This is a genomic window from Arthrobacter sp. Y3223065 (assembly GCF_059090885.1).
The window spans coordinates 16317-41392 of record NZ_JBNHGC010000007.1; the positions used below are offsets into that span (position 1 = coordinate 16317).

A 25076-nucleotide genomic window follows, 5' to 3' on the forward strand; every position below is an offset into this window, starting at 1 on the left:
GGTGGTTGCCTGGTGCCGGAGCGATGGAAGCCGGCGGCGCCCCGGGCTGGCGCCGCCGGCTTCTTCAGACCCGTCGCAGTCAGTCGGTGGTGCGAACCGCCAGCCTGCGACGGGCGACTGCGCCGGTGCCGAGGAGCATCAGCACTGCTCCGCCGGCAACCGCGGCGATGGTGTAGTCCGGGCCGGCCTCCGCGGCGGCGCCCGACATGCCGCCCGGCACGGCGCCCGGCGCGGAATGCAGTCCTTCAATGTTCTGCACCGCAAGAGCCAGGTTGCCGTCCTCCAGGCTGCCCCAGGCGTAGACGACCGTGTGGGTGCCCTCCGCCACCGGCACGTCGGCCGGCCCGATCACCGGTTCGGTGGTGCCCGCCGCAGCCACAGCCGCGGAGATCGTGCCCGGGTCCAGGGTGAGGGTCTGTTCGTTCGGGTTGGACAGGCCTTCGATCACCGGTGATCCGCCCGCCAGCACATCGACGGCGGGGGCGGCGGCCGTGTGGCGCACGGTCAGCTTGCCCTTGCCGGCGTCGATGGCCGAGACGTCGTTGGCGAACAGGTTGGCGGTGGGATTGCCCTCGGCGTCCAGGTTGGCCACGGCCGTGTAGTTGCCGCCGCCCTCCAGTTGGACATCCACCGGGCCGATGGCGGGGCTGTCGGCGTTCTCGGCGTCCGAGGCGGTGATGGCCAGCGAGTACGCGCCGGCAGGCAGGGCCAGCGGGCCGGCCAGGTCGCCGGGAGCGAAATCATCCAGCGTCCGCTCGCCGTTGACCCACACGTCCACGGTCATATCCGGGACGCCGTGCAGGACCGAAAGCTGGGCTTCCTGTTCCGCTGCTTGGGCGGGACTTGCCGCGCCGAGTGCCAGAAGCCCCAGGGCTGAAACGGTAACGATGCTCTTGCGCATTTCCTTCTCCTTCAACGGCCCGGATGCTCCGGGCTGGTCGGTGCTTACATCCCTACTACTGTCCGGGCAGGGTATTTGGATGCACTTTCATGAAAGTTTTTTTTAGCCATCGCCAGCGGTGGCGAGCACCGCCGTCGTCGTCCGTTCCATGCAGAGCCGCGGAAGAGGCTAAGTTTTTCCTATGGCTACGGAAGATCGCGTTAACGAACACTCAAAAGGCCGGACCGAGACCTTCGAGGAGAAGCTGGACCGGAACTGGAACGAACTGCTGCAGGAACTGCGGGTGATGCAGACCGGCGCGCAGATCATCACGGCGTTCCTGATGACGCTTCCGTTCCAGAGCCGCTTCAGCGATCTGGCCCCGTACCAGGTGGGTCTGTACATTGCGCTGCTGGTGCTCGCGGCGCTCATGACCGGGGTGATCCTGACGCCGGTGGCGATCCACCGCAAGCTGTTCGGGCTGCACCTCAAAGACGCGACCGTGGCGCACGGGCACCGGATCGTGAAGGTCGCGGTGCTGGGCATCGGGCTGCTGGCCACCGGCTGCGTGGCGTTCATCGTGGACGTGGTCGCCGGGGACGTCCCTGCCCTGGCGGTGGGCGGCAGCGTCCTGGTGGCGATGTTCTTCCTGCTGTGGATCCTGCCGTACCTGCTGCAGCGCGGGCTGCGGGGTTCAGAGGCGCGCTCCAGCGACTGACGTGTTGCGGCGCTTTCCGGGCCATTGACCCCGTGACAGGGTCCGGCGCGAGTGGAAGCATGGCGGCATGGCCACTGAACCGGAACCGACGCCGCAGCTGGTGCTGGTCACCGGTGCCACCGGCTACATTGGCGGGCGGCTGGTTCCGCGCCTGCTGGCCCGCGGCTACGCCGTCCGCGTCCTGGTCCGCTCACCGGGCAAGCTCGCGGCGGTTCCGTGGCACGACGACGTGGACATCGTTGCCGGCGACCTCGCCGACCCCGACGATGCCAAGCGGGCCTGCGCCGGCGTGCAGACCGTGTTCTACCTGGTGCACTCCATGGCCTCCGGAACGGACTTCGAAGGACGCGAACTGGCCATAGCCCGCACGGTCGCCGCCGCCGCTGCGGCGGCCGGGGCGCAACGGGTCGTCTATCTGGGCGGGCTGCATCCGGAAAACGTCGAACTCTCCCGCCACATGCGCTCGCGGGCTGCCGTGGGCCGGGCCCTGCTGGAAGGCGAGGTGCCGGCGGCGGTCTTCCAGGCCGGCGTCGTGATCGGCTCCGGTTCCGCCTCCTTCGAGATGATCCGGCATCTGGCGGAGAACCTGCCGGTGATGCCGGCGCCCAGCTGGGTGGAGCGCATCGTGGAGCCGATCGCCATCAGCGACGTGCTGCACTACCTGGAACGGGCGCCGGAGCTGCCGGCCGGACTGAACCGCACGTTCGACATCGGCTCCCGGGAGCGGATCACCTACGCGGGACTGATGTACGGGTACGCGCGCGAGGCCGGACTGGCGCGGCGGCTGATTTATGCACTGCCGATTCCGGCTCCCGCGCTGGCCGGCTGGTGGGTGGCGCTGACAACCCCGATCCCGCACGCCATGGCCGTGCCGCTGGTGCAGTCCCTCCAGCACGACGCCGTCTCCGCGGAGCACGACATCGACCGCTATATTCCCCCGCCCGAGGGCGGGCTGACCGGCTATCGCCGCGCGGTGCAACTGGCTCTGGGCAAGATGGCCAGCGGCGAGGTGGAGACCAGCTGGACCAATGCTTCCAACAGCCCGCCGTCGGACCCGCTGCCCAGCGACCCGGAGTGGGCCGGCCGGACCGTCTTCGTGGACGCGCGGGAACGCGGGTCCACCGTTCCGGCCGAGGACGTCTGGCGGGTGATCCAGGGGATCGGCGGGGACAGCGGCTGGTACTCGTGGCCCGCCGCCTGGGCCATCCGCGGCGTGCTGGACAAGCTGGTGGGCGGCGCCGGGCTCAACCGCGGCCGCTGGCATGCCGACCGGCTCAGCGTCGGCGACGCGGTGGACTGGTGGCGGGTGGAGGCCATCGAGGACGCACCGGAGCGCCGGCTGCTGCGGCTGCACGCGGAGATGAAGGTGCCGGGCCAGGCCTGGCTGGAGCTGTCGGTGGTTCCCGAGGAAGGCGGCAGCGTGTACCGGCAGCGTGCGATCTACTTCCCTACCGGCCTTTCGGGCAAGCTCTACTGGTGGCTGGTGCTCCCCTTCCACGGGCTGATCTTCCCCTCCATGGCCCGCAACATCATCCGCCGGGCCGCCGGGCTCCGGACGGCCGGTGACGCGACCGTTGGTGACGCCGCCGGGCGCGGGGCTGCCGGTGACGCGATGGCCGGCAAGGGCTAGAGTGCCCAGCATGAACGAGCGACCGGACGACGGGCCCGCGGAAAAGTACCGACGCCCCGAGGGCCTCGACGACGCCACCCTTGAGGCCCTGGGCAAGATCTCCGAGGCGCTGGAGGCGGTGGAACACGCCCGCGGCCTGCTGTACGGCTTTCACCGGCTCACCGGTACGGCCGACCTGGCGCTGGGCGAGGCCGTGGAGCTGCTGCGCAAGGCAGGACACCATCAGCTGGCCGAGACGGTCGACCGGGAGATCGTGGGCCGCAACGTCATCGAGGGACATTGGACGTTCCAGATCATCGACGAGTACGACGAAATTTACTACGGCCCCTTCAAGGAGCTGGAGCGGCAAGCACGCGAGGCGCTGGCTGGCGGCCGCAAGCACCTGTTCGAGGCCGGTATGAAAGAGGACCGGCGCACTCACGGGCTCCGGAACCACGAGGCAAACGCCCCCGGCCAGCGGGACGCGGGCACGTGATCCCGGTCGGCGGGACCCCGGCGGCTGACCTTGGCCGGCGCGGTCCCGTCGCCTGATCCCGGCAAGCACGACCCCGGACCCCCGGCCTTCCCGGGAAGGTCTTCGAGCCAGGACCGCCTGCGGCGGTTCCGGGCCTAAGCCTGCGGGTAGACAACCGCCAGCGGCAGCCGGCCGCAGGCCAGCACGACGAGCTCCCGGCCGGCGTACCGGTCGCCGCGGGGCGCCACGGTCCGGGGCCGGGTCGGACGACCGGCCGGGCTTCCCGGCTCGCCGCCATCCCCTTCCTCCGGACCGGACGCTGACACGGCACCCGGTGCCAGCAGCGTGCCGGCGGCCAACTGGGCGTCGGCGGAGACCACCACGCGGCCGGCACGGTTGACCAGGGCCGCGGCCGGGTGCAGGCTCTTCAGCGCCGGCAGCAGCAGCGGTTCCAGCGATTCGACAAAGACGTCGGCTCCCGCCACGCCGACGCGCCGCTCCCCCGCTGCGACCGGGACCGTCATGGTCATGGTGTATTCGTCGGTGCAGAGGAAGTCCACGTAGGGTCCGGTGACATGCGGCAGGCCGGTTTCCATCGGCCGGCTGAACCACTCACGCCGCATGTAGGCGTCGGACGCCGATGCCAGGGCGGGCAAGACCAGCCGCTCCATGCTTTCGCCCTGCCACCACGCCATGTGCCAGGAAGCGTCGGCCACGACGTGGGCGGCGGCAACAAAGCCGGCGCCGACCACGGGCCATTCCGCCCTCCCCACCAGCTCAGCGGCCAGCGGCTGCATGGTCGTGGTGATCTGCCTGCCGCCCGGCGGCCTCGCCGGGTCCCCAAACAGCCCGGCCAGGACCGGTACCCAGGCGTTGACTTCGGCCAGGATGTCTTCGAAGAATCCGGTGACCTCGGCGAGCGGATCCGCGGCACGCGCCGCTTCCGGTTCGGTCATGGAACTCATCCCGTCCTCCTTTGGGCGGTAGCGGGCGTCGGGCCGGAGGGCCGGTCGGTCAGCCGGGCATGTTCATCGATCAGCGCCGCCAATCCGGCCTGGATCTGCGCGGTCACTGTTTCACGCGCCGTCGCGGCATCGGCTGCGGCAACCGCGTCGGCAATGTGGTCGCACAACTGCACCATCTTGGCGTCGAACTCTGCGTCCTCGTGCAGCAGCGACATCAACGGACCAAAGTCCTTGTAGAGCCGGACGAACTCACGCGTCAGCCGCGCGGACTGGCTCAACGCTGCCAGCTCCAACAGGAAATCACCGACGACGGCCCCGCCGGTGCCTGACGGACGGGAGCCCTGCAGGATCCGGCGCAGCATTTCGGCGTCGTCGGGGTCCGCAAAATCCGCCGCCAGTTCGGCGGCGGTTGCGGCAATGGCACGGTAATGGATGGCCAGGTCGCGCAGCTCCACCCGGCTCATCCGGCCCAAGCGGTCACGGACCAGTTCCGCACGCCGTCCGGTGGGGACGGTGACGAAGGTACCCCCTTCGCGGCCCCGCCGGGTGGCCACCAGCCCGCGGGAACGCAGGCCCACCAAGGCTTCCCGGGCCGTCACGGTAGCCACCCCCATCGAGGAAGCCAGCTCGGCCTCGCTGGGCAGCCGGTCGCCGTCGGCCAGCACACCCGCGGCGATCCCTTCCAGAATCCGGTCCTCCACGCGCTGCGCCTTGCCGCCCTCACCCAGCGGGGCGAAGACCGCGGCGAGCAAGCGCTGGCGTGGCGGGGAATCCGTGGGCATGCGTCGATCCTTCCAGACGGACCGCCCGCAGGACGGCAGGACGCGGCGGAGGGCCGCCACCGGAACAGCCCGTAACAAAAAATCTACACGATGTGACCCGCTTTACATTTAACCTCTGGTTTCATAGGTTAACGCATGACGATGTAGTCCACGCCACATCAGCCTCTTGAAAGGACCCAGCCGTGCACGCCACAGCCACCTCCGCATCCACTGCCCCGGACAGCGCGGCGGCCACCGCTACGCCTGCCATCTCCCTGCAGCAGGTCGTGAAGACCTTCGGCGACTTCACCGCCGTGAAGGGTCTGGACCTGGACATCCGCCAGGGCGAGTTCTTCTCGCTGCTCGGCCCCTCCGGCTCCGGCAAGACCACCGTGCTGCGGATGATCGCGGGCTTCGAGCTGCCCAGCTCCGGCCGCATCGACCTGGCCGGCCGCGACGTCACGTCCAAGGCGCCGTTCGAACGCGACGTCAACACCGTTTTCCAGGACTACGCCCTCTTCCCGCACCTCAGCGTGGCGCAGAACGTGGAGTACGGGCTCAAGCTGCGCAAGACGCCGCGGACCGAGCGCCGCAAGCTCGTGAACGAGGCACTGGAGATGATCCGCCTGCCCCAAGTGGCCGACCGGCTGCCCTCCCAGCTCTCCGGCGGCCAGCGCCAGCGCGTTGCCCTGGCCCGGGCGCTGGTTTTGCGTCCGCAGGTGCTGCTCCTGGACGAACCCCTCGGCGCACTGGACAAGCAGCTGCGCGAACAGATGCAGGTGGAGCTGAAGCAGATCCAGCGCACCGTGGGAATCACGTTCGTCTTCGTCACCCACGACCAGGAAGAAGCGCTCACGCTCTCGGACCGCGTCGCCGTGTTCAACGAAGGAGTGGTGGAGCAGGTGGGCACGCCGGAGGATCTGTACGAACGCCCCGGCAGCCGGTTCGTTGCGTCCTTCCTCGGCAACACCAACCTGGTGGAGGGCGCACTGGCCCAGCAGCTCACCGGTTCCGAGGCGCTGCTGAGCATTCGGCCGGAGCGAATCCACATCCGCCCCGCGGACGAGCCCGCGGCGGCCGATGGCCTCTCCACCGTGGATGCGGTGATCGAGGAGGTCATCTACACCGGTCCCGCCACCCGCTTCGTGGCGCGCACCGCCGTCGGCCAGACCCTGATTGTCCAGGAGCCGAACGATTCCCGTGCCTCCGGCGCCCGGCGCGGCGACCGGGTCCGGCTGCAGTGGTCCTCGCGCTTCAACTACACCGTCTAGTCCCGCACCAACTACATCACTACGCACCCGAAGGAAAGGCACCCCATGAAGATCACCAAGGCACTGCCGCTGGCGGCACTCGCCTCGCTCTCGCTGGTCCTGGCCGGCTGCGGCGGCTCCGCTCCCGCTTCGTCCGCCGGCGGCATCCAAGTCCCGGACTTACCTGTGGCCACCGAGGTGGGCGACTCCGAGGGCGAAGTCAACATCATCGCCTGGGCCGGCTTCGTCGAGGACGGCTCCACCAATCCCGACGCCGACTGGGTCACCGAGTTCGAAAAAGAGACCCAGTGCAAGGTCAACCGCAAGGTCGGCGCCACCAGCGACGAGATGGTCCAGCTGATGCGCACCGGCGAGTACGACCTGGTCTCGGCCTCCGGCGACGCCTCGCTGCGCCTGATTGCCGGCGGCGACGTGGCCCCGATCAACACCGACCTGATCCCGAACTTCGGCCACATCGTGGACGGCCTGAAGGGCCAGATCTACGACACGCTCAACGGCAAGACCTACGGCGTTCCCATCGGCCGCGGCGCCAACGTCCTGATGTACAACACCGAGGCGGTGCCCGAAGCCCCGGACTCGTGGGAAGCCACTTGGGACCCGAACAGCGAATACGCCGGCGAGATCATGGCCTACGATTCGCCGATCTTCATTGCCGACGCGGCCCTCTACCTGATGGCCACGCAGCCGGATCTGGGGATCACCAACCCCTACGCGCTGGATCAGGAGCAGCTTGCCGCAGCGGTGGAACTGCTCAAGGCCCAGAACGACATCGCCGGCGAGTACTGGAACGATGCGCTGAAGGCCGTCTCCTCCATCTCCTCCGGGACCGCGTCCCTGGGCACCGGCTGGCAGGTCATCGTGAACATCGCCCAGGCCGACGGCGGAAAGGTCGAGTCCGTGCTGCCGAAGGAAGGCGCCACCGGCTGGTCCGACACGTGGATGCTCTCCGCGCAGTCCAAGAACCCCAACTGCGCCTACCAGTGGATGGACTGGGCCTCCTCCGCCGAGGTGAACGCCAAGATGGCCCAGAACTTCGGCATGGCACCGGCCAACGCGCTGGCGTGCGAAGGCTCCAAGAAGAACGAGGAGCACTGCGCCACCTACCACGCCACGGACGAGGACTACTACAAGCAGGTGTGGATGTGGACCACCCCGGTGGAGCAGTGCATTGACGGCCGCACGGATGCCACCTGCACCAACTACCAGGAGTGGACCAAGGCCTGGACCGAGGTCAAGGGCTAACCCCTCCCTCCAGCACCCCTCCCCAGGCAGGGGTGCGGCGCGCGGTGAGCACCGTCGTCGTACCCCTGCCATGGAGGCACTCCCCCAGCACGACGCCGGTGCCCCGCCGGCCGTGCGCACCGCATCTTGATCAGCACCGCATCTGAAGGAGGAACGGCGGGCAAGCCCGCCGGAAACCACCATGGCAGCACCAACGATTGAACCGGAGGCCGCGGCCGGCACCGCCCCGGCGCCGGGCAGCCAGCGCGGCGGACTGGGCGACCGGATCTCCCGACTGCTGTACGGCCGCCCGAAACTGCGCTTGGCCGCACTCCTGACCCTGCCGCTGGCGTGGCTGGGCGTGCTGTACATCGGATCGCTGATCCTGTTGTTCATCACCGCGTTCTGGACCACCGACACCTTCACCTCCAAAGTGATCCCGGCGTTCACCGTGGAGAACTTCGTGGAGATCCTCACCGTGCCGGCCTACCAACTGACCGCGTTGCGGACCATCGGCATCGCACTGTCCGTGACGGTGCTGTGCGCCGTGCTGGCGCTGCCGCTGGGCCTCTACATGGCCAAGGTCGCCTCGCCGCGGATGCGGGCCGTGCTGGCCATCGGCATCACCTTGCCGCTGTGGGCCGGCTACCTGGTGAAGGTGTTCTCCTGGCGCATCACGTTCATGAGCGGCGGGCCGCTGGACTGGCTGCTGGCGCCGCTGGGCATGACCGGGCCGGGCTACGGCACCGCGACACTGATCATCACCCTGGCCTACCTGTGGTTCCCCTACATGGCCGTGCCGGTGTACTCGGCCTTCCGCCAAATCCCGGACAACCTGTTCGATGCCTCCTCGGACCTGGGCGCGAAGGCGTGGTCCACCGTGCGCACCGTGGCCGTCCCGCTGCTGAAGCCGGCGTTCATCGCCGGGTCCATCTTCACGTTCTCGCTGAGCCTGGGCGACTACATCGCCGCGCAGTTCGTGGGCGGCAAGACGCAGGTGATCGGCACCGTGATCGCCTCCAACATCAACCTCAATCCGCCGCTGGCCGCCGCATTCGGCACCGTGCCCATCGTGGTGGTTGTCCTGTATCTCTTCCTGGCCCGCAAGTCCGGCGCCCTCAAGCAGCTTTAGGAACAGACCGATGAGACTTTCCTCCTCCGCCAAGTTCACGCTGCGGCTTTTCGCCGGGCTGGTGATGGCCGCGATCTACCTGCCGTTGCTGCTGGTGATCCTCAACTCGTTCAACGCCACCACCTCCGGCGCCTTCCCCATCACGGAATTCACCACCCGCTGGTGGGAGGCCGCCTTCCACAATGAAGGCGTCCGCGAGGCCCTCTGGACGTCGCTTCGCGTGGCCGCGGTAGCCACGGTGATTGCGCTGCTGCTGGGCACGATGATCGCGTTCGCGCTTTCCCGGTACGACTTCTTCGGCAAGAACACCGTCAACCTGCTGGTGGTGCTGCCCATCGCCCTGCCCGGCATCGTCACCGGCGTGGCACTGAACAACACGTTCAAGACAGTGTTGGAGCCGCTCGGCATCGGCCTCGGGCTGTTCTCCGTGATCGTGGGTCACGCAACGTTCTGCATCGTCATGGTGTTCAACAACGTGCAGGCCAGGCTGGGCCGGATGAACAAGGGCCTGGAGGAGGCCGCGATGGACATGGGCGCCAACGTGGTCAGGACCTTCTTCCAGGTCACGTTCCCGGGTTTCCGCTCGGCGTTCGTGGCCGGCGGCCTCCTGGCCTTCGCGTTGAGCTTCGACGAGATCGTGGTGACCACGTTTACGGCACCGCCCGGAACGGAGACCCTGCCCATCTGGATCTTCAACAACATGGCCCGGCCCAACCAGGCACCGGTGGTAAACGTGATCGCCGCCGTGCTGATCATCGTGTCGATGATCCCTGTCTACCTCAGCCAGCGGATGACCGGAGACGACAAGAAATAGGCAACAGCAGGAACGGCGCGGGTTCCCGGTTTCCGGGGTCCGCGCCGTTCGTCTAGCTTCCCGCGGCGGGTTGTGCTTCCACGGATGCGGCCAGACCCAGTTCGTCCTCGCCGAGGTCCGCGAAGTAGGCCTCGACGGCGGCGCGGTCCACCTCCGCGAGCGTGGCCGGGTCCCAGCGCGGATTGCGGTCCTTGTCGATCACCTGGGCGCGCACGCCCTCGGCGAAGTCCGGAGCGGCGACCAGCCGGATGCCCAGGCGGTAGTCCTGGTCGAGCACCTCCTCCAGCGTCTCCATCCTGCCCGCCCGGCGGAGGGCCTCGAGCGTGAGCTTCACGGCCGTGGGCGACTTCATGGCGATCTCCTCGGCGGCGGCCCGCGCGGCCGGGACCGGAGAGTTCCGCAGGGCGGCGAGGATCTGCTCCGCGTCGTCGTACGCGTAGCACTCATCGATCCAGTGGCGTTCCTTTTCCAGGTCCGACGCCGGGATGTCCGTGTGGGAGAAGGCCGCCATGGCTTCGATGGCCGGGGCTTCGGCGAGCGCGGCCGCCAAGGCCGGGAGCTCGGCGCTGTCCACGAAATAGTCGGCCAGGCCCATCACGATGGCGTCTGCCCCGGTCCCGGTGCCTGCGGTCAGCGCGAGGTGGGTGCCCAGCTCCCCCGGTGCCCTCGAGTACAGGAAGCAGCCCCCGACGTCGGGGATGAAACCGATCCGGGTCTCCGGCATGCCCACGTTGGTCCGCTCGGTCACAACCCGGTGGGAGGCGTGTGCCGACACTCCGACGCCGCCGCCGAGCACCACGCCGTCCATGAACGCCACGATCGGCTTGGGGTAGCGGGAGATCAGCGAATTCATCCGGTACTCGTCTTCCCAGAAGACCTGGTCGCCGCCGTCCTTCATGTGCCGGTAGATGGCCACGATGTCGCCGCCGGCGCACAGTCCCCGTTCCCCGGCGCCGGAAATCAGGACGGTCTCCACGGCGTCGTCCTCGGCCCACTCGCGGAGGGCCGCCGTGATCGCCGTGATCATCGAGTCGTTGAGGGCGTTGATGGCCTTGGGGCGGTTCAGGACAATATGGCCCAGGCGGCCGGTGCGCTGCAGCAGTATCTCGTTGGTATTCATCGCAGGACAGCCTACCCGGCGGCGGCCGCCGCGTCAGCGGGCTTGGGGGCCGTTCGTCGGCGACAACCGGCCGGAGGCGGCAACCGTTGAAGGGCGGCCGTCGATGTTCAGCCTCTCGACGCCGGGAGGTGGGCGGCCTATCCTGCACGAATGACCCATCCCGACGCGGAACCGGGCACACAGCCGGCATCCGGACCATCGGAACCAAGCACGCAGCCGGCACCCGGACCTCCGGAACCGCCGCTGCGCCGGCTGCCGGTCTGGGCTGTTGCGGCCAGCTGCCTGCTGCTGGGGGCCGGGCTGTTGGCCGTGGGGCTTGCCGCCGGGGGCGCGGCGGCGCCGCCCTTGCGGGGTCTGCCCGCGGCGGGAGCAGTGACCGCTTGGGGACTGCCGGCGGCCACGCTGCTGGCCACCGTCAGCCTGGTCTTGGGTGCCGGCTTCGCCTGCGTGGCGCTGCTTAGCCTGCCTGCCGGGACGCAAGAGCTCTCAGTCGCCGGCCGGGGGCTGGTCGTCGTGGCGGCGGTCCTGGGAGCCGCCGCAGTGCCGGCCGTGTTGTTCCGCCTCTGGTTTACCGGGAGCGAACTGCTCGGCGTTCCCGTCGCCCAGTTGGACCCCGCGGAGTTGGTGCGGGTCGTTTTAGAGGTCAGGCCCGGCAGGGTCCTGCTCTTTCAGGCTGTACTGACGGTCGTGGCGGCGGTGACCGCATGGTTCTCGCGCACGGCCACGGGCGCGGGACTGGCGCTGATCCTCCTGGTGGCGGCCCTCGCCATGCCGCCGCTGACGGGCCATGCCTCCAGCCACGACGAACACTTCCTGGCGGTTGCCAGCCTGGGCGTCCATGTGTCGGCCGCGGGCCTCTGGGCGGGCGGATTGGCGGGCGTGGCGTATCTGGCGCGGCAGGCGCCCGACGACTTCCTGCGGACCATGCGGCGCTACAGCACGCTGGCGCTGGCCTGCGCCACCGCGGTGGCTGCCAGCGGCCTGGTCAATGCCCTGCTCCAGGTGCAGGCCCCGGCCGCGCTGGTGTCCGGCTACGGGCTCCTGGTGTTGGGCAAAGCGGCGGCGTTTGCGCTGTTGATCATCTGTGGCTGGCTGCACCGCCGCACGACGCTGCGCGCCATTGCTGCCCGGGGACGTGCTCCCGCCGGCCGCCAGGCCGCGGCGGCTCCCCGGCTGCCGGCCGAACCCGTGCCGCTGCGGCCGTTCCTGCGGCTGGCCGCCGCCGAGCTCATGGTCATGGCGGCGGCCTACGGCCTGGCGATAGCGCTGGCCCGCACACCCCTGCCCTAGCCGGTTCCGCCGCGCGGTCACGCGATGCGCGGGCGAGGGCTGGGAGCATACTTGGCTTAGGTCGTCCCGGGCGGGCGGGTCCATGGCTCCGGTCCCCCGTTGCCCGGCGGCGGTGTTCCCGGTGTCCCGGGTTCTTGCGGCCGGGCTGGCGGCACCTGCGGGTTGACGGGCCCTTGCCCCGGGGGCGCGGCCTCCGGGTTGACGGGCCCCTGCGCCGCGGCCGGGGCGGACGGGTCGACCGACCCTTGGTCCAGGCGGAAGGGCGGGTATTCGTCGCGCATCAGCAAAACGTAGGCCGCCACCCGGTAGGCCCAGCGGTTGATGCCGACGATCAGGGCGAACAGCTCCTGCCGGTATCGGCCGCTGAACAGCAGGATCACCGCGGTGATCAGCACGAGCAGGCCCAGCAGCGAGGGGCCCCACGTGGCGGGGGACGCATAGGCATCCTCACCCCAGCCTCTGCCCCAACCGCGGTCCCAGGCTGCACCGGTGCCGCTGGTGAAGATGCCGACGACGAGCAGGTGCGGGATGGCCAGCAGCCACCATTTCACTAGCACGAGCCAGTGCGAGAGGCGCTGAGGATAAGCCACGTCCAGGTCGGCCGGGTAGTCGGCGGTGGCCAGTGTAAACGGCGGATATCGATCGGTGCCCAGCGCGGAATACCCGTAGAAACCCACGCGCCAGGACCAGCGCAGCACACCGACGTTGTAGCGGAACCAGGACCTCGGATAGCGCCCGGTGAACAGGATCACGATCCCGGCCGCGATCGTGGTTACCAGCACGGCGAACCACAGCACGGCCAGGACGATGTAGTGCGGAATCGCCAACAACCACTTGACGAGCCACAGCCACCGGGACAACCGGTCGTCCAGGAAGCCGGTCACCAGCACCGGGTATACCTGCGTCGTCCTTCCCCACCCGGCGTTCCCGGCCGGCGCGGCTCCCGGGCCTTGGCCTGGGCGCCGGTACGGATCCAGGCCGTCCGGACCCGGACCCGGACCCTGGCCCGGACGGGAACGATCCTGATCGATGTCGCGGCCCAGGCCTGCGGAACCGAGCAACAGGAGGGGAATACCGATGACCAGGCCGATCAGCCCGGCGATCAACAGGCCGTTCCCGGCCGGTCCCAGCACATCGGATCGTGCCCCTGCCTGCGCCTCTACCCACACCGGGCGGGAAGCGTCCGCATTCATCACGACCAGTGACCATCGGCCGGGTTGCAGCTCCCAGGCAATTTGCTGCGGGCCGCTGCCGGAGGTCGATTCCGTCCAGAAGTCCTGCTCCCCGGGCGGGGCCGGAACGCGGTCCCCTTCCGAGGTCACCTCGTCGTCGTCATCGAACCACGACGAGCGCCCCGGCCGGTCCCCGGTGTCGAACCGGGAGGCCTCACCGAGCGAGGTGTAGGAAACGCCCTCCAGGTAGGCCGCCGCGTCGGACGCCTCGGCGATGCCCACGAACACCTCTTGGTCCGGAACCACCGGGGTGACGCGCACCTGGAAACTGGCCAGGTCCCCGAGCGCAGGAATATTGGGCATTCCGGCAGCCCCGGGGTCGACGTCCACGGAAGGGCCTACGAGGGCATACCCCGTGCTCTGGTACTGCTCCGTCGGCCCGGTCAGGTAGCGGCCGCCGCCCTGCACGGCGCTGGCACCAAGAATGACGGCGGCGCTGATGGTCAAGGCCAGCCCGGCGACGGTCAGCAGCACGCCGAGGACCAGCAGCACCCAGTGTCCGGGCTTCATGCGGGCCGCTGGAGGCGCCGGACCGGGCGCAGGAGGTGGGGCAGGTTGGGCGGTCATGACGGTCCTTTCGCGGCGCGTGCCGGAACCGTGCCCGGGCTAAGCGCCTACGGCTGGGTTGGCAGGATCCGGGCAGCCGCATCGGCGCCCAGCTACCGGGTTCTCTTGCGTCGGCGCGTGAGCGATCGGCTGAGCGGTCTCCGACGTCGCACCGTGGGGACTGGCAGAGGCAATCAAAACCCGCATCGTGCCACCTCCCCCTTGGTGCTTCCCCGTCACAGTGCACCTACAGCGCCCGGCCCTCGCTTCATGCAGCAGGAACGAGGCCCGTCTGGACGCAGCGCACTTCAGGCAGCCCCAGTCCGTTAAATGCCCGGCCGCGCTGGGCGCGTGGGGCTGCAGGCAACATGGTACTCAGCCCTCCCGACCGGCGATAGAGTCGCCAGCTCACCTGCCGGCCAAGGCCCGGCCGACAAGGCTTGGTTCGGGGTTCGTCAGGACCTCGCCGCCCAGCAGCACCGTGGGGACGGTTTCGTTTCCGTGGTTGTGCTGCCGGACGTACGCGGCGCCTTCCGGGTCCTGCCAGATGTTCACCCAGTGGGCGGCCCGGCCGCTGCGGCGCAGGCTCGCCCTGAGCCACAGACAGTAGACGCAGCCGGGCCGCCAGAAGATGACCACCCGGCCAGGGTCGTCGCCCTGGTCCCTTAGCGTGGTCCACGGGGTGGCCCGCCGGCTGCCAAAGAAAGGACTCACCGCCCACGCGCCGGCCAGCAGCAACGCGGCGTAGATGCTGCCGGGCAGCCAGTCGCCGTCCTGCCCCTTGAAGACCAGGGCAGCCACGGCCAGAGCGGCCAAGGCTGCTGCGGGAAACCAGCGCTCGAAGCGTTTCATGGACATAGCGTACGCGCGCCGTCCCCGCCGTCCGCCGCGGCCTCCCTCCGCTTTCGCCTAGGATTCTCCCAGCTTTCGCCACGGCAACACACATGGTTTCCCAGTAGTGTCGCTGACTTGTGCACCGAGATGGGAGAACAGTGTGACTAAGAAGTGGTTATTGAGCCTGGCCGTTGCCGGCTCCATCGCCGTCCTCACCGCCTGCGGAGGGGCGCCTGCGGAGAGCGGTTCGAGTCCGGCCGCTTCGGCGGAATCCAGCGCGGGCGCCGAAGGACAGGCCCAGCTGCCGGAGCCGGATCTCGAAGGCATCCCGGATGTGGTGGCCGAGGTCAACGGGACGGAGATCCCGAAGGACAAGTTCACCGCCGCTTACGAAGGGCAGTTCCAGCAGATGGCCATGCAGTCCCAGATGACGGGGCAGGAAGTGGACCAGGACGCGCTGAAGAAGCAGACGGCCGAGGCCATGGTCGGCACGCAGCTGCTGATCCAGGAAGCGGACAACCGCGGGATCAAGGCATCCGACAAGGACGTCCAGGCCTCACTGGAGGAGATGGCGAAGGCCAACCAGTTCAAGACCGTGGATGAGCTCATGGCCGCCATCAAGGAACAGGGCATGACCGAGGACGAGGTCAACGCCGAGATGGAGACCCAGGTCCGGGTGGACAAGCTGATTGCCGAGGAGACCGGCGACGCCAAGCCCACCGAGGACGAGCTGAAGGCCGCTTACGAGCAGGCCAAGAAGCAGCAGGAGCAGATGGGCGAACAGACCGGCCAGAAGGCCGAGGTCCCCTCGATGGAGGAAATGCGGCCGAACCTGGAACAGCAGATCCAGGCGCAGAAGGAGTCGGAAGCGACGCAGGCCCTGGTCACCGACCTGCGTGAGAAGGCGGACGTCAAGATCCACCTCTGATTTTCGCTGTCTCAAAACTACGACGACGGTGCCCGCCTCAGCGGGCACCGTCGTCGTTGTTGTGGGGCGGCTTACGAGACCGCCGCGCTACCCGCGCCTGACCTGTATTTTCTGCCGCGGCGTTTCCGTCCCTGACTGCGGAACCGGGGCCTTGATCTCAAGCACCCCGTCCCTGTAGGTGGCGGTGATGTCCTCGTCCTTGACGCCCTGGGGCAGCGGTACGCTGCGGGAGAAGGATCCGTAGCGGAACTCCGAGCGGTAGGTGCCCTTCTCCTTCTCCTCCTTCCGCTCGTGCCGCTCGGCGTGGATATGCAACTGCCCCTCGGAGACGGAAATCTCCGCATCCCTTTCCGGGTCGATGCCCGGCAGTTCAGCACGGATCGTCAGGACGTTGTCCTTGATCTCCTCCTCCACCCGGATCATGGATTTTTCGTGTTCACCTTCGAAGAAGCGGCGGAAAGGCTCCGCCAGTTCAAAGGGTGAGCGGCGCTCGAACGGCGACCACCTCGACACATCACTCATGGCTCACACTCCTGTGACAGAAACGGCAGGCTGGCGGCCAAGGGCCCCCGGCCCCAAATACCCTTCAGTTTTCCCAGGTGCAGGTCCTGGCATAACGCACCCGGTGCGTTCGGCACGGCAACATGGTATAGCTGCCCGGTATAAACAGGAATGGCTGCGAACCGCGGTCCGGGTATCCGGTTAGGTCCTTGGGCGGATCGCCGCATAGAGCAGCATGTCCCGGCGCACGCCACCAATGGTTTGATAGCTGCGCAGCAGGCCCTCGCGGCTGAAACCTGCGGACTCGGCGGTCCGGATCGAGGCGTTGTTCCAGGGCTCGATGTAAAGCTCCAGCCGGTGCAGTTCCGGGATGGTCCAGGCGAAGGCTGCGAGCGCCGCGAGCGCATCCGCTGCCCGGCCCTGCCCCCGGTGTGCCGGGGCCATCAGGTAGCCGGCGGTGGCCCGGCCTTCCGGCAGGTAGGTCAGCCACAGCCCGATCTGACCGACCGCCCGGTCCGATTCGGCGTCCGCCACCGCGAAGGAGTACCCCGCGCCGGAGGTGAAACGCCCGTTCTGGCGCAGGATCCACTCCACCGCATCGTCCTCCCGGCACGGCGCGGGAATGGAACTGATCAGCGGGATGTACGGATCCTGGGCCAGCTCGAGGGCCAGGTGGGCGTCTTCGCTGCGGAATTGGCGCAGCACCACGCTGCCCTGCGTCGGCGTGACTTCCGGCCATGCCAGCGGCAGGCGTGCATCCATGTCTGCGATTGTCCCAGTTGTCGTCCGCGTGGCCAGCACGGGCGGCGCCGAAGGGGGCTGCACCGGCGAAAAGTCCGGGCTCAAGTGGTTTCGGCCAGGACGTCCATGATGCCGGTGACGAACTGGTCCAGATCGCCCGGGTTGCGGGAAGTGACCAGGGTCCAGCCGTGTTCGCGGTCGATCACCACGGGCTCGTCGTCCCACTGGCCGCCGGAATTCATGATGTCCGCCTTGAGCGAGATGTAGGAGGTGAGGGTCTTGCCGCGGGTGCGCCCGGTTTCCACCAGGAGCCACGGGCCATGGCAGATGGCGGCGATCGGCCGGCCGGATTCCGAGAAGGACCGCACGATGCCCTGGGCGTCCGGGTCCAGTCGCAGCTGGTCTGCGTTCAGCGTCCCGCCCGGCAGGACCAGCAGGTCATAGTCGCCGTCGGAAACATCCGGCAAAGACTTGTCCACCGGAATCTTTTCGCCGCGGTCCCAGTCCCCGACCAGGGTTTCCACGTCGCCGGCTTCGGGCGCCGCGATCGTGACCTCGACGCCGGCCGCGCGCAGTTTTTCGACCGGGACTTTCAGTTCGTCCTGTTCAACACCGCGATTGCTCACCGCTACCAAGACCTTTTTGCCTGCGATTTCGGGCATGCTTTTTCCGTCCTTCCAGTGGAGATGTTCGGACAACTTCCACCTTGCCATTGCTGGGAAGCGAAGCCAAGGAGCTACCGGGCGGGGGCCCCCGCCGCCGGGCGCCTTGCGCTGCACCGACTCTTGACGTGTCCCGGGGGCCGGGGTCAACTGGAGATCACGAACCGGCGCGCCGTGCGCCGACCCAGTAAGGAGACGCCGTGAAGCTCCCCCACCCCCGGGGCCTTGTCAGCGAGACGTTGTTGGCCGCCCTGCCAAGCAGCCAGATTCCCGACGCGCTGCCGGAGCTGCAGGCCGCAGCCGAGAACAGGCTGGCAGTCACCGAGGACGTCCTGTTCGACGACGATCTGCAGCTTGCGCTGTTCTCCTTGTACGAACTTCACTACGGCGGGCTGGACGGCGTGGACGACCGGTGGGAGTGGAACCTGCCCCTCCTTCGGGTCCGCGCCCTGATCGAGCAGCGGATGGAGGCCCGGCTGCGGGAGTCCGTCTCCGTTCCGGTCCCGCAACAGCTTTCGCAGCAGGCGGTGGCGGACCGGCTCTTCGAGCTGGCGGCTGACGACGACGGGCCCAGCCTCGCCGCGTTCATGGCCCGCGAGGCCTCGCTGGAACAGGCCAAGGAATTTCTGGTCCTTCGCTCGGTGTACCAGCTGAAGGAAGCGGATCCGCACACCTGGGCCATCCCCCGGCTGGACGGCCGGGCCAAGTCGGCCATGGTCGAGATCCAGGCCGACGAATACGGCGGCGGAAAGCCCGGCCGGATGCACTCGGAGCTCTTCGCCCGCACCATGCGCGGACTGGGGCTGGACCCCTCGTTCGGAGCCTATGTGGACTCGGTCCCGGCCATCACGCTGGCGTCGGTGAACAGCATGTCGCTGTTCGGGCTGCAGCGGCGGCTGCGCGGAGCGATCTGCGGCCACCTGGCCATCTACGAGATGACCTCTTCGATTCCCAACGGCAAATACGCGCGCGGTTTCCGCCGGCTGGGGTTCGCCGGCGAGGTGACGGAGTACTTCGAGGAACACGTGGAGGCCGATGCTGTCCACGAACAGATCGCCGGACGGGACCTGGCCGGCGGACTGATCGCCGGGGATCCGACCTTGGCCGCCGATGTGTTCTTCGGTGCCGGCAGCGCGCTCTACCTGGACGGACTGGCCGGGGGCTGGCAGCTGGACGCCTGGACCTCCGGCCGTTCGGCGCTCCGCCAGCCGCTGGATGCGGGCCGGCAGGCACCGGTTGCCGCCGGCGCCTCGGTGTGAGGATCGAGTACGTCCTGCCGCTGAAATGGCAGGACAACGGCGGCGACGCCGAGCTCACCCGCTATCTGCTGTCTCTGCCGGAGTGGGTGGACGTGACGGTGGTGGACGGCTCCGCGGAGACTGTCTTCGCCGAGCATCACCGGCTCTGGCAGCGGCGCGTGCAGCATCTGCGCCCGGACGGACCGCCCACGCCCAACGGGAAGGTGCAGGGGGTGCTGACCGGATTGCGGCACGCGCGGCATGACCGGGTCATCATTGCCGACGACGACGTCCGTTACACCCCGGAGAACCTGTCCGCCGTGGCGGAATTGCTGGGGCATGCCGAACTGGTGCGCCCGCAGAACTACTTCGACCCGTTGCCGTGGCATGCCCGCTGGGACACCGCGCGGTCCCTGCTGAACCGGGCGTTCGCGTCCGACTACCCCGGCACGCTCGGCGTCCGCCGCTCGCTGCTGCTGAAGACCGGCGGTTACCGCGGCGACGTGTTGTTCGAGAACCTGGAACTGATCCGCACGGTCCGGGCCGCGGGCGGCCGCCAAGTCCGGGCCGACGGCATCTACGTCCGGCGGCTGCCGCCGACCTTCCGGCATTTCCTGGGCCAGCGGATTCGGCAGGCTTACGATTCCCAAACCCAGCCCGCGCGCTTGGCCGTCGAACTGCTGCTGGCCCCGCTCCTGCTGCTGCAGGCGCGCCGGCCCTCAGGCTATGGCGCGTGGGCCGCCGCCGCCGTCGTCCTTGCGGAAGCGGGGCGGCGGCGTGCCGGCGGTGCCCGGGTGTTCGGTGCGCGGGCCGCACTGTGGGCACCGCTGTGGGTGCTGGAGCGGGCCGTGACCTCATGGCTCGCCGTGGGCTGGCGCTGTACGGGCGGCATGCCGTATTCCGGCCGCCGCCTGCGGAGCGCGGCCAGCCGTCCGGCATCACTGCGGCGGCGGTTCAGCCACCTTAACGTCACGATAGGAGAAATTAATGACGAGCCAGGAACCGACCGAAATCGTCGTCTGCCCCGACGGGCCGCTGCTGGTACGCGGTGACTTTGACCTCGTGGACGGCGACGGCGAGGCGGTGCCCCGGACACGGGAGACCGTGGCCCTGTGCCGCTGCGGCGGATCGGGCATCAAACCGTACTGCGACGGAACCCACAAGCTGCTCGCGGCGAGGCGGAAGGCGGCGCAGTAGCGCGGCCGTACGGCGCAGTAGCGCGGCCGCACGGCCCGTGGCGCGGTTATGCGGCGCCAATGTTGAGGGGGCGCGGTGCCTGATGAATTGAACGACGACGACGCCGCGCCGTTCCGGCCGGGCGAGGGGACGAGTGAAGAGCGCTTCCTGGGCCGGCGGGACCTGACCCGGTGGCACACGCCACCGGGCAAATTCCTGGCGCAGTGCATGCACCGCCTCAGCAACATTCTGGGTCCACACGCCGCATTGATCCTCACCCTGGCCGCCGGAGCGCTGGTCGCGGTGTTGCTCACCGTCGCGTCGGCGGAGATCTATGAGGCGGTGACCGACGAAGACGGCGTAGCCGAATTCGATCAGCCGGTCCTGGATGCGGCGCAAACCGTCCGGTCCCCCTGGCTCAATACAACGGTTACCGCGTTTACGAACCTCGGCGGGCCCATCGGCATGCCGATCCTCGCGTTGCTGGTCATGGGTATACTGACCTTTCGCCGGCGGTCCTGGACACCGGCCATTCTCATCACCACCGCGGCTGCCGGGTCGCTGTTGATGACGGTTGCCGCCAAGCAGGTCATTGGACGGGCCCGCCCGGCGCTGCGGGAGGCAGTGCCGCCCTTCGAATATTCGGCGTCTTTTCCCAGCGGGCATTCCCTCAACGCGGTCGTCATCGCCGGCGTGGTCGCCTACCTGCTCATCCTCCGCCAGGCCAGGCGGCGATCCAAGATCCTCACGGTCACCGCCGCCGCCCTGTTTGCCGTGGCCATGGGATTAAGCAGGGTCTTCCTGGGTCATCACTGGTTTACCGACGTCCTGGTCGCGTGGACCCTTGGGGTCGCATGGCTGGCGCTGGTCATCACCGCCCACCGCCTGTACCTGACCGTCCGGCACCGCGGGGCCGGCCGGGTTCCCACCGAGAGGAGATCCCCGCCGGCGGCACCCTAGCCAGATGGTCTCAGGCGGGCTCGACCAGGACGCCGGCCAGGTTGTCCAGCGCCCCGGGGACCAACGAAAAGTACGCCCACACGCCGCGCTTTTCCCGGTGCAGGATCCCGGCGTCGACCAGGACCTTCAGATGGTGCGAGACGGTGGGCTGTCCCAACCCCAGCGGCTCGGTCAGATCGCAGACGCAGGCCTCAGATCCTTCGCTCGCGGAAATCATGGAGACCAGGCGCAGCCGGTTCGGGTCCGCCAGGGCCTTGAACTGGCCGGCCAGCGCGGCGGCTCGGTCGGCGCCCATGGGCGGCGCCCCGCTGGGCGTGCAGCACGAAACGAGATCGCCGTCGAGGTTGGTCGGCGCGAGGTCGGTAACGGACGTCATGTCATCCATTATGCCCAGAGATTGACAGTTGTCGATATGTCCACCCATACTCGGTATCGACGAACATCGATACGACTTCCGGCGGCGAAATCCCGCGCCAACGTCCCGTCACGAGGAGCCACGTGAGCACGCCCGTTGCAACACCCGACACCAGCCCGGTAGCCGCCCGGATGTCCACCCTCGACCGTTTCCTCCCGGTGTGGATTATCGCTGCCATGGTCGCCGGACTGCTGCTCGGGCGGTTCGTCCCGGGCATTGGGCCGGCGCTGGACTCGGTGCAGGTCGCCGACGTGTCGCTGCCCATCGCCGTCGGGCTCTTGGTGATGATGTACCCGGTGCTGGCCAAGGTCCGCTACGACGAGACCCACCGGGTGGTGGCGGACAAGAAGCTGATGGTCAGCTCGCTGGTGATCAACTGGCTGGCGGCGCCGGCGTTCATGTTCGCGCTGGCGTGGATCTTCCTGCCCGACCTGCCCGAATACCGCACGGGCCTGATCATCGTGGGGCTTGCCCGCTGCATCGCCATGGTGATGATCTGGAACGACCTGGCCTGCGGCGACCGCGAAGCCGCGGCGGTGCTGGTGGCCATCAACTCCGTGTTCCAGGTGATCGCGTTCGGCGCGCTGGGCTGGTTCTACCTGCAGCTGCTGCCGTCCATGCTCGGCCTGCCGACCACCAGCGCCGAGTTCTCCTTCTGGGCGATCACGGTCTCCGTGCTGGTGTTCCTCGGCATCCCGCTGCTGGCCGGATTCCTCACCCGCACACTCGGCGAAAAGGCCAAGGGGCGCGCCTGGTACGAGGGCAAGTTCCTGCCGAAGCTGGGGCCGTGGGCACTGTACGGCCTGCTGTTCACCATCGTGCTGTTGTTCGCGCTGCAGGGCGACGAAATTACCTCCAATCCGCTGGACGTGGCCCGCATTGCGCTGCCGCTGCTGATCTACTTCGTGGTGGTGTTCGTCGCCGGCATGGTGGTCGGCAAGCTGCTGCAGCTGGGCTACGAGCGCACCACCACGCTGGCGTTCACCGCCGCCGGCAACAACTTTGAACTGGCCATCGCCGTGGCGATCGGCACGTACGGCGTGACGTCGGGGCAGGCGCTGGCCGGCGTCGTCGGGCCTCTGATCGAGGTTCCGGTGCTCGTGGCCCTGGTCTACGTGGCCCTGTGGGCACGGCGGCGGTTCTTCACGGAGCCCGCGGAGGCGCCGCCGTCCGTCGTCTTCCGCTGATCCGACCCCGTCGGCACGCCGGCCCGACCCCACGGACAGGCCGACCCGACACCTAACCGACCCGAGCCGTACCGACTCTCTCAGCCAGCCCAGGAGCATTCCGCGCATGAGTACCGAAACCGCCAAGAAGCCCTCCGTCCTGTTCGTCTGCGTCCATAACGCCGGACGCTCGCAGATGGCCGCCGCCTTCCTCACGCACCTGGCGAAGGGCGCCATCGAGGTTCGCTCCGCCGGTTCCCAGCCCGCCGACCAGGTCAACCCGGCAGCCGTGGAGGCGATGCGGGAGGAGGGCATCGACATCTCCGCCGAGATGCCCAAGGTTCTCACCACCGAGGCCGTCAAGGATTCGGACGTGGTGGTGACCATGGGCTGCGGCGACGAGTGCCCGTTCTTCCCCGGCAAGCGCTACGAGGACTGGGTGCTGGAGGACCCGGCCGGCAAGGGCGTGGAGTCGGTACGACCGATCCGCGATGAGATCAAGGGCCGCATCCAGCAGTTGATCGCCGAGCTGCTGCCCGCGCGGCCCGGCGCGAACTGACCCGCCCTTCTACCGCGAGGAAGCCGACCATGAGCCAGGACAGGAACAGTGCGGGACTCCCCGTCGTCGTCATCGGTGCAGGGCCGGTCGGGCTGGCCGCGGCGGCCCACTTGTTGGAGCGCGGACTGACCCCGCGGGTCTTCGAAGCCGGAGAGGCTGCCGGTGCCGCGGTCGCCGACTGGGGCCACATCCGGCTGTTCTCCCCGTGGCGCTACAACATCGACGCCGCGTCCCGCCGGCTGCTGGAGGCTGCCGGCTGGGAAGAGCCGCGGCCGAGCGCACTCCCCTACGGTTCCGAACTGGTGGAGCGCTACATCCAGCCGCTGGCCGCCGTGCCGGCCCTCCGCAATGCCCTGCGCACCTCTTCACGGGTAGTGGCGGTCAGCCGCGCCGGCATGGACAAGACCCGTTCGCTGGGCCGGGCGGAGACGCCGTTCCTGGTCCGGGTGCAGGACGCTTCGGGGACGGTCACCGACCACCTCGCGTGCGCCGTGATCGATGCTTCCGGTACGTGGAGCCGGCCGAACCCGTTGGGCCAGGCCGGGCTGCCCGTTCCCGGTGAAGCCGCGGCCCTGGCCGCCGGCTTCATCACCGGGCCGCTGCCCGACGTCGTCGGCCGCGCCCGCGCGCGCTTTGCCGGCAAGCACATCCTGGTGGTCGGCGCCGGCCACTCGGCCGCCAACACCTTGCTCAACCTTGGCCAGCTGGCCAAGAACGAACCGGGCACGCGGGTCAGCTGGGCGGTCCGCGGTTCCAGTGTCACGCGGCTGTACGGCGGCGGGGAGCTGGACGGGCTGCCGGCGCGCGGCCAGCTGGGGACGCGGCTGCGCCGGCTGGTCGAGGACGGCCACGTGGACCTGTACACCTCGTTCACCATCACCGGCTTCAAGTGCGCGGACAGCCTCGCCGTCAGCGGCAGCACTCCCGACGGCGACGTGCAGCTCGACGTGGACCTGCTGGTTCCGGCCACCGGCTTCCGGCCCGACCTGGACATGCTGCGCGAGGTCCGGCTCGAGCTTGATCCGGCCGTGGAGGCGCCCCGCGTGCTTGGCCCGCTGATCGATCCGGAGTTCCACAGTTGCGGCACCGTTCCCCCGCACGGCGCCGGGCTGCTGGCCCACCCGGACCGCGACTTCTACCTGGCCGGCATGAAATCCTACGGCCGGGCACCGACCTTCCTGTTGGCCACCGGCTATGAGCAGGTTCGCTCGATCGCCGCCGCGTTGGCCGGGGACAGGGCGGCCGCCGACAACGTGGAACTGAACCTGCCGGAGACAGGCGTCTGCTCCACCGACATCGGCGCCGGCTGCGATGTCCCTGCGGCGGGAGCTGCGGGTGGGGTGGCGGCCGGCGAGGAATCCGCCGGTGGGGAAACGTCCGCACCCGAAGAAGCAGCCGAGCCGGAGCCAGCAGCCGCGAGCTGCTGTTCCGCGCCGGAGCCGGTCCAGCTGGGATTCCCCACCGGGTTCCGGCACGGCCGCTCGGGCGAGACCCTGGCGACGGGGCGGGGATAGGCTGGGAGTCCCGACGTCCAAGGAGATGCCCATGAGTTCTGTCCTCCCCACCCTGCTCACCAGCACCGGCCTGCTGGGCGGTTTTAAGACCGGCCAAGCGACCAAGAACCGTCCGCTGGCCGGCGCCGTGCTGGCCGCCGCGGGAGCCGGAGCCTTCGCGATGTGGCAGCGCAACGCCGGCACCGGCCGGGCGGCGGCGCTGACCGGTGGCTATCTGGCGGCCTTCGGCGTGTCCCATCCGCTGGCCAAGAAGATCGGCGCCTGGCCGGCGGTCTATACGGTGACGGCGGCGACGGCGCTGGCTTCGCTGGTTTTCGGCCGCAAGCGCTGACCGCTTACTGGGCGGCC

General features: G+C 68.9%; 27 protein-coding genes. 17 read left to right on the forward strand and 10 right to left on the reverse strand.

Annotation, left to right across the window (positions count from 1 at the left end):
* Positions 1-79: 79 nt before the first annotated feature.
* Positions 80-901 carry a DUF4397 domain-containing protein gene (locus tag AC5RUK_RS16225; protein ID WP_494152821.1) on the reverse strand — a complete coding sequence of 274 codons (822 nt, stop codon included), beginning with the start codon at positions 899-901 and terminating at the stop codon, positions 80-82.
* A 181-nt stretch (positions 902-1082) separates the two neighbouring features.
* Between AC5RUK_RS16225 and AC5RUK_RS16230 the strand changes: the two genes are divergently transcribed.
* The 3 genes from AC5RUK_RS16230 (at position 1083) to AC5RUK_RS16240 (ending at position 3703) form a co-directional block, all read left to right on the forward strand.
* Positions 1083-1598, forward strand: a complete 516-nt coding sequence (locus AC5RUK_RS16230) for a DUF6328 family protein (protein ID WP_493987733.1) — start codon at positions 1083-1085, stop codon at positions 1596-1598.
* Between the two features lie 67 nt (positions 1599-1665).
* Positions 1666-3228 carry an SDR family oxidoreductase gene (locus AC5RUK_RS16235; RefSeq protein WP_494152822.1) on the forward strand — a complete coding sequence of 521 codons (1563 nt, stop codon included), beginning with the start codon at positions 1666-1668 and terminating at the stop codon, positions 3226-3228.
* 10 nt (positions 3229-3238) lie between these two features.
* A complete protein-coding gene (locus tag AC5RUK_RS16240; RefSeq protein ID WP_494122455.1) occupies positions 3239-3703 on the forward strand; it encodes a hypothetical protein in 465 nt (154 codons plus the stop codon).
* 134 nt (positions 3704-3837) lie between these two features.
* Here AC5RUK_RS16240 and AC5RUK_RS16245 read toward each other — a convergent pair whose 3' ends face one another.
* Together AC5RUK_RS16245 and AC5RUK_RS16250 are read right to left on the reverse strand one after the other, a co-directional pair.
* Positions 3838-4647 (reverse strand): cache domain-containing protein, encoded by an 810-nt coding sequence (locus AC5RUK_RS16245; RefSeq protein ID WP_494152823.1) that lies wholly within the window; start codon positions 4645-4647, stop codon positions 3838-3840.
* Positions 4644-5429, reverse strand: a complete 786-nt coding sequence (locus AC5RUK_RS16250) for a winged helix-turn-helix domain-containing protein (protein WP_494152824.1) — start codon at positions 5427-5429, stop codon at positions 4644-4646. Before AC5RUK_RS16250 ends, AC5RUK_RS16245 begins: the two co-directional genes overlap by 4 nt.
* 182 nt (positions 5430-5611) lie before the next feature.
* Here AC5RUK_RS16250 and AC5RUK_RS16255 point away from each other — a divergent pair, with 182 nt between their 5' ends.
* From AC5RUK_RS16255 to AC5RUK_RS16270, 4 genes are all read left to right on the forward strand, one after another.
* The gene (locus tag AC5RUK_RS16255) at positions 5612-6679 is read left to right on the forward strand and encodes an ABC transporter ATP-binding protein (RefSeq protein ID WP_494152825.1); all 1068 of its coding nucleotides are present in this window, start codon (positions 5612-5614) and stop codon (positions 6677-6679) included.
* Positions 6680-6724: 45 nt separating this feature from the next.
* Entirely contained in the window at positions 6725-7921 is a 1197-nt protein-coding gene (locus AC5RUK_RS16260) for an ABC transporter substrate-binding protein (RefSeq protein WP_494152826.1), read from the forward strand.
* Positions 7922-8102: 181 nt separating this feature from the next.
* Positions 8103-9032, forward strand: a complete 930-nt coding sequence (locus tag AC5RUK_RS16265) for an ABC transporter permease (RefSeq protein WP_494108255.1) — start codon at positions 8103-8105, stop codon at positions 9030-9032.
* 10 nt (positions 9033-9042) lie between these two features.
* Entirely contained in the window at positions 9043-9846 is an 804-nt protein-coding gene (locus tag AC5RUK_RS16270) for an ABC transporter permease (protein WP_494152827.1), read from the forward strand.
* Positions 9847-9898: 52 nt separating this feature from the next.
* Here the strand turns inward: AC5RUK_RS16270 and AC5RUK_RS16275 are convergent, their stop codons facing one another.
* Positions 9899-10966 (reverse strand): enoyl-CoA hydratase/isomerase family protein, encoded by a 1068-nt coding sequence (locus AC5RUK_RS16275; protein WP_494152828.1) that lies wholly within the window; start codon positions 10964-10966, stop codon positions 9899-9901.
* Between the two features lie 150 nt (positions 10967-11116).
* On the opposite strand from AC5RUK_RS16275, the gene AC5RUK_RS16280 reads away from it, so the two are divergent.
* A complete protein-coding gene (locus tag AC5RUK_RS16280) occupies positions 11117-12256 on the forward strand; it encodes a copper resistance D family protein (RefSeq protein WP_494152829.1) in 1140 nt (379 codons plus the stop codon).
* Between the two features lie 56 nt (positions 12257-12312).
* On the opposite strand, the gene AC5RUK_RS16285 is transcribed toward AC5RUK_RS16280, so the two are convergent.
* Both AC5RUK_RS16285 and AC5RUK_RS16290 read right to left on the reverse strand, forming a co-directional pair.
* Positions 12313-13998 carry a DUF4389 domain-containing protein gene (locus AC5RUK_RS16285; RefSeq protein WP_494152830.1) on the reverse strand — a complete coding sequence of 562 codons (1686 nt, stop codon included), beginning with the start codon at positions 13996-13998 and terminating at the stop codon, positions 12313-12315.
* A gap of 444 nt (positions 13999-14442) precedes the next feature.
* Positions 14443-14886, reverse strand: coding sequence for a glutaredoxin domain-containing protein (locus AC5RUK_RS16290; RefSeq protein WP_494108260.1), 444 nt, complete (start codon positions 14884-14886; stop codon positions 14443-14445).
* Between the two features lie 142 nt (positions 14887-15028).
* Here AC5RUK_RS16290 and AC5RUK_RS16295 point away from each other — a divergent pair, with 142 nt between their 5' ends.
* Entirely contained in the window at positions 15029-15796 is a 768-nt protein-coding gene (locus tag AC5RUK_RS16295; RefSeq protein WP_494152831.1) for a SurA N-terminal domain-containing protein, read from the forward strand.
* Positions 15797-15883: 87 nt separating this feature from the next.
* On the opposite strand, the gene AC5RUK_RS16300 is transcribed toward AC5RUK_RS16295, so the two are convergent.
* The 3 genes from AC5RUK_RS16300 to AC5RUK_RS16310 form a co-directional block, all read right to left on the reverse strand.
* Complete coding sequence (locus tag AC5RUK_RS16300) at positions 15884-16318, reverse strand: Hsp20/alpha crystallin family protein (protein ID WP_493987719.1); 435 nt, start codon at positions 16316-16318, stop codon at positions 15884-15886.
* A 180-nt stretch (positions 16319-16498) separates the two neighbouring features.
* Complete coding sequence (locus AC5RUK_RS16305) at positions 16499-17059, reverse strand: GNAT family N-acetyltransferase (protein ID WP_494152832.1); 561 nt, start codon at positions 17057-17059, stop codon at positions 16499-16501.
* Between the two features lie 80 nt (positions 17060-17139).
* Positions 17140-17700, reverse strand: coding sequence for a type 1 glutamine amidotransferase domain-containing protein (locus AC5RUK_RS16310; RefSeq protein ID WP_493987717.1), 561 nt, complete (start codon positions 17698-17700; stop codon positions 17140-17142).
* 200 nt (positions 17701-17900) lie between these two features.
* Here AC5RUK_RS16310 and AC5RUK_RS16315 point away from each other — a divergent pair, with 200 nt between their 5' ends.
* The 4 genes from AC5RUK_RS16315 to AC5RUK_RS16330 all read left to right on the forward strand — a co-directional run bounded on the left by AC5RUK_RS16315 (position 17901) and on the right by AC5RUK_RS16330 (position 21074).
* Entirely contained in the window at positions 17901-18959 is a 1059-nt protein-coding gene (locus tag AC5RUK_RS16315) for an iron-containing redox enzyme family protein (protein WP_494152833.1), read from the forward strand.
* Positions 18956-19990 (forward strand): glycosyltransferase family 2 protein, encoded by a 1035-nt coding sequence (locus tag AC5RUK_RS16320; RefSeq protein WP_494152834.1) that lies wholly within the window; start codon positions 18956-18958, stop codon positions 19988-19990. The genes AC5RUK_RS16315 and AC5RUK_RS16320 overlap by 4 nt, the downstream gene beginning before the upstream one ends.
* Positions 19926-20135 carry a CDGSH iron-sulfur domain-containing protein gene (locus tag AC5RUK_RS16325; protein ID WP_493987714.1) on the forward strand — a complete coding sequence of 70 codons (210 nt, stop codon included), beginning with the start codon at positions 19926-19928 and terminating at the stop codon, positions 20133-20135. Before AC5RUK_RS16320 ends, AC5RUK_RS16325 begins: the two co-directional genes overlap by 65 nt.
* Before the next feature lie 75 nt (positions 20136-20210).
* On the forward strand, positions 20211-21074 hold the full coding sequence (locus AC5RUK_RS16330; protein WP_494152835.1) for a phosphatase PAP2 family protein: 864 nt from the start codon (positions 20211-20213) through the stop codon (positions 21072-21074).
* Between the two features lie 10 nt (positions 21075-21084).
* On the opposite strand, the gene AC5RUK_RS16335 is transcribed toward AC5RUK_RS16330, so the two are convergent.
* Positions 21085-21450, reverse strand: a complete 366-nt coding sequence (locus tag AC5RUK_RS16335) for an ArsR/SmtB family transcription factor (protein WP_494152836.1) — start codon at positions 21448-21450, stop codon at positions 21085-21087.
* Between the two features lie 122 nt (positions 21451-21572).
* On the opposite strand from AC5RUK_RS16335, the gene arsB reads away from it, so the two are divergent.
* From arsB to AC5RUK_RS16355, 4 genes are all read left to right on the forward strand, one after another.
* Positions 21573-22676: an ACR3 family arsenite efflux transporter gene (gene arsB / locus AC5RUK_RS16340; RefSeq protein WP_494152837.1), complete on the forward strand. Its 1104-nt coding sequence runs from the start codon at positions 21573-21575 to the stop codon at positions 22674-22676.
* Positions 22677-22782: 106 nt separating this feature from the next.
* Positions 22783-23214: an arsenate reductase ArsC gene (locus AC5RUK_RS16345; protein ID WP_494152838.1), complete on the forward strand. Its 432-nt coding sequence runs from the start codon at positions 22783-22785 to the stop codon at positions 23212-23214.
* Between the two features lie 29 nt (positions 23215-23243).
* The gene (locus AC5RUK_RS16350; protein WP_494152839.1) at positions 23244-24728 is read left to right on the forward strand and encodes an FAD-dependent oxidoreductase; all 1485 of its coding nucleotides are present in this window, start codon (positions 23244-23246) and stop codon (positions 24726-24728) included.
* Positions 24729-24759: 31 nt separating this feature from the next.
* Entirely contained in the window at positions 24760-25059 is a 300-nt protein-coding gene (locus AC5RUK_RS16355; protein WP_493987708.1) for a hypothetical protein, read from the forward strand.
* The last annotated feature ends 17 nt before the right edge of the window (positions 25060-25076 follow it).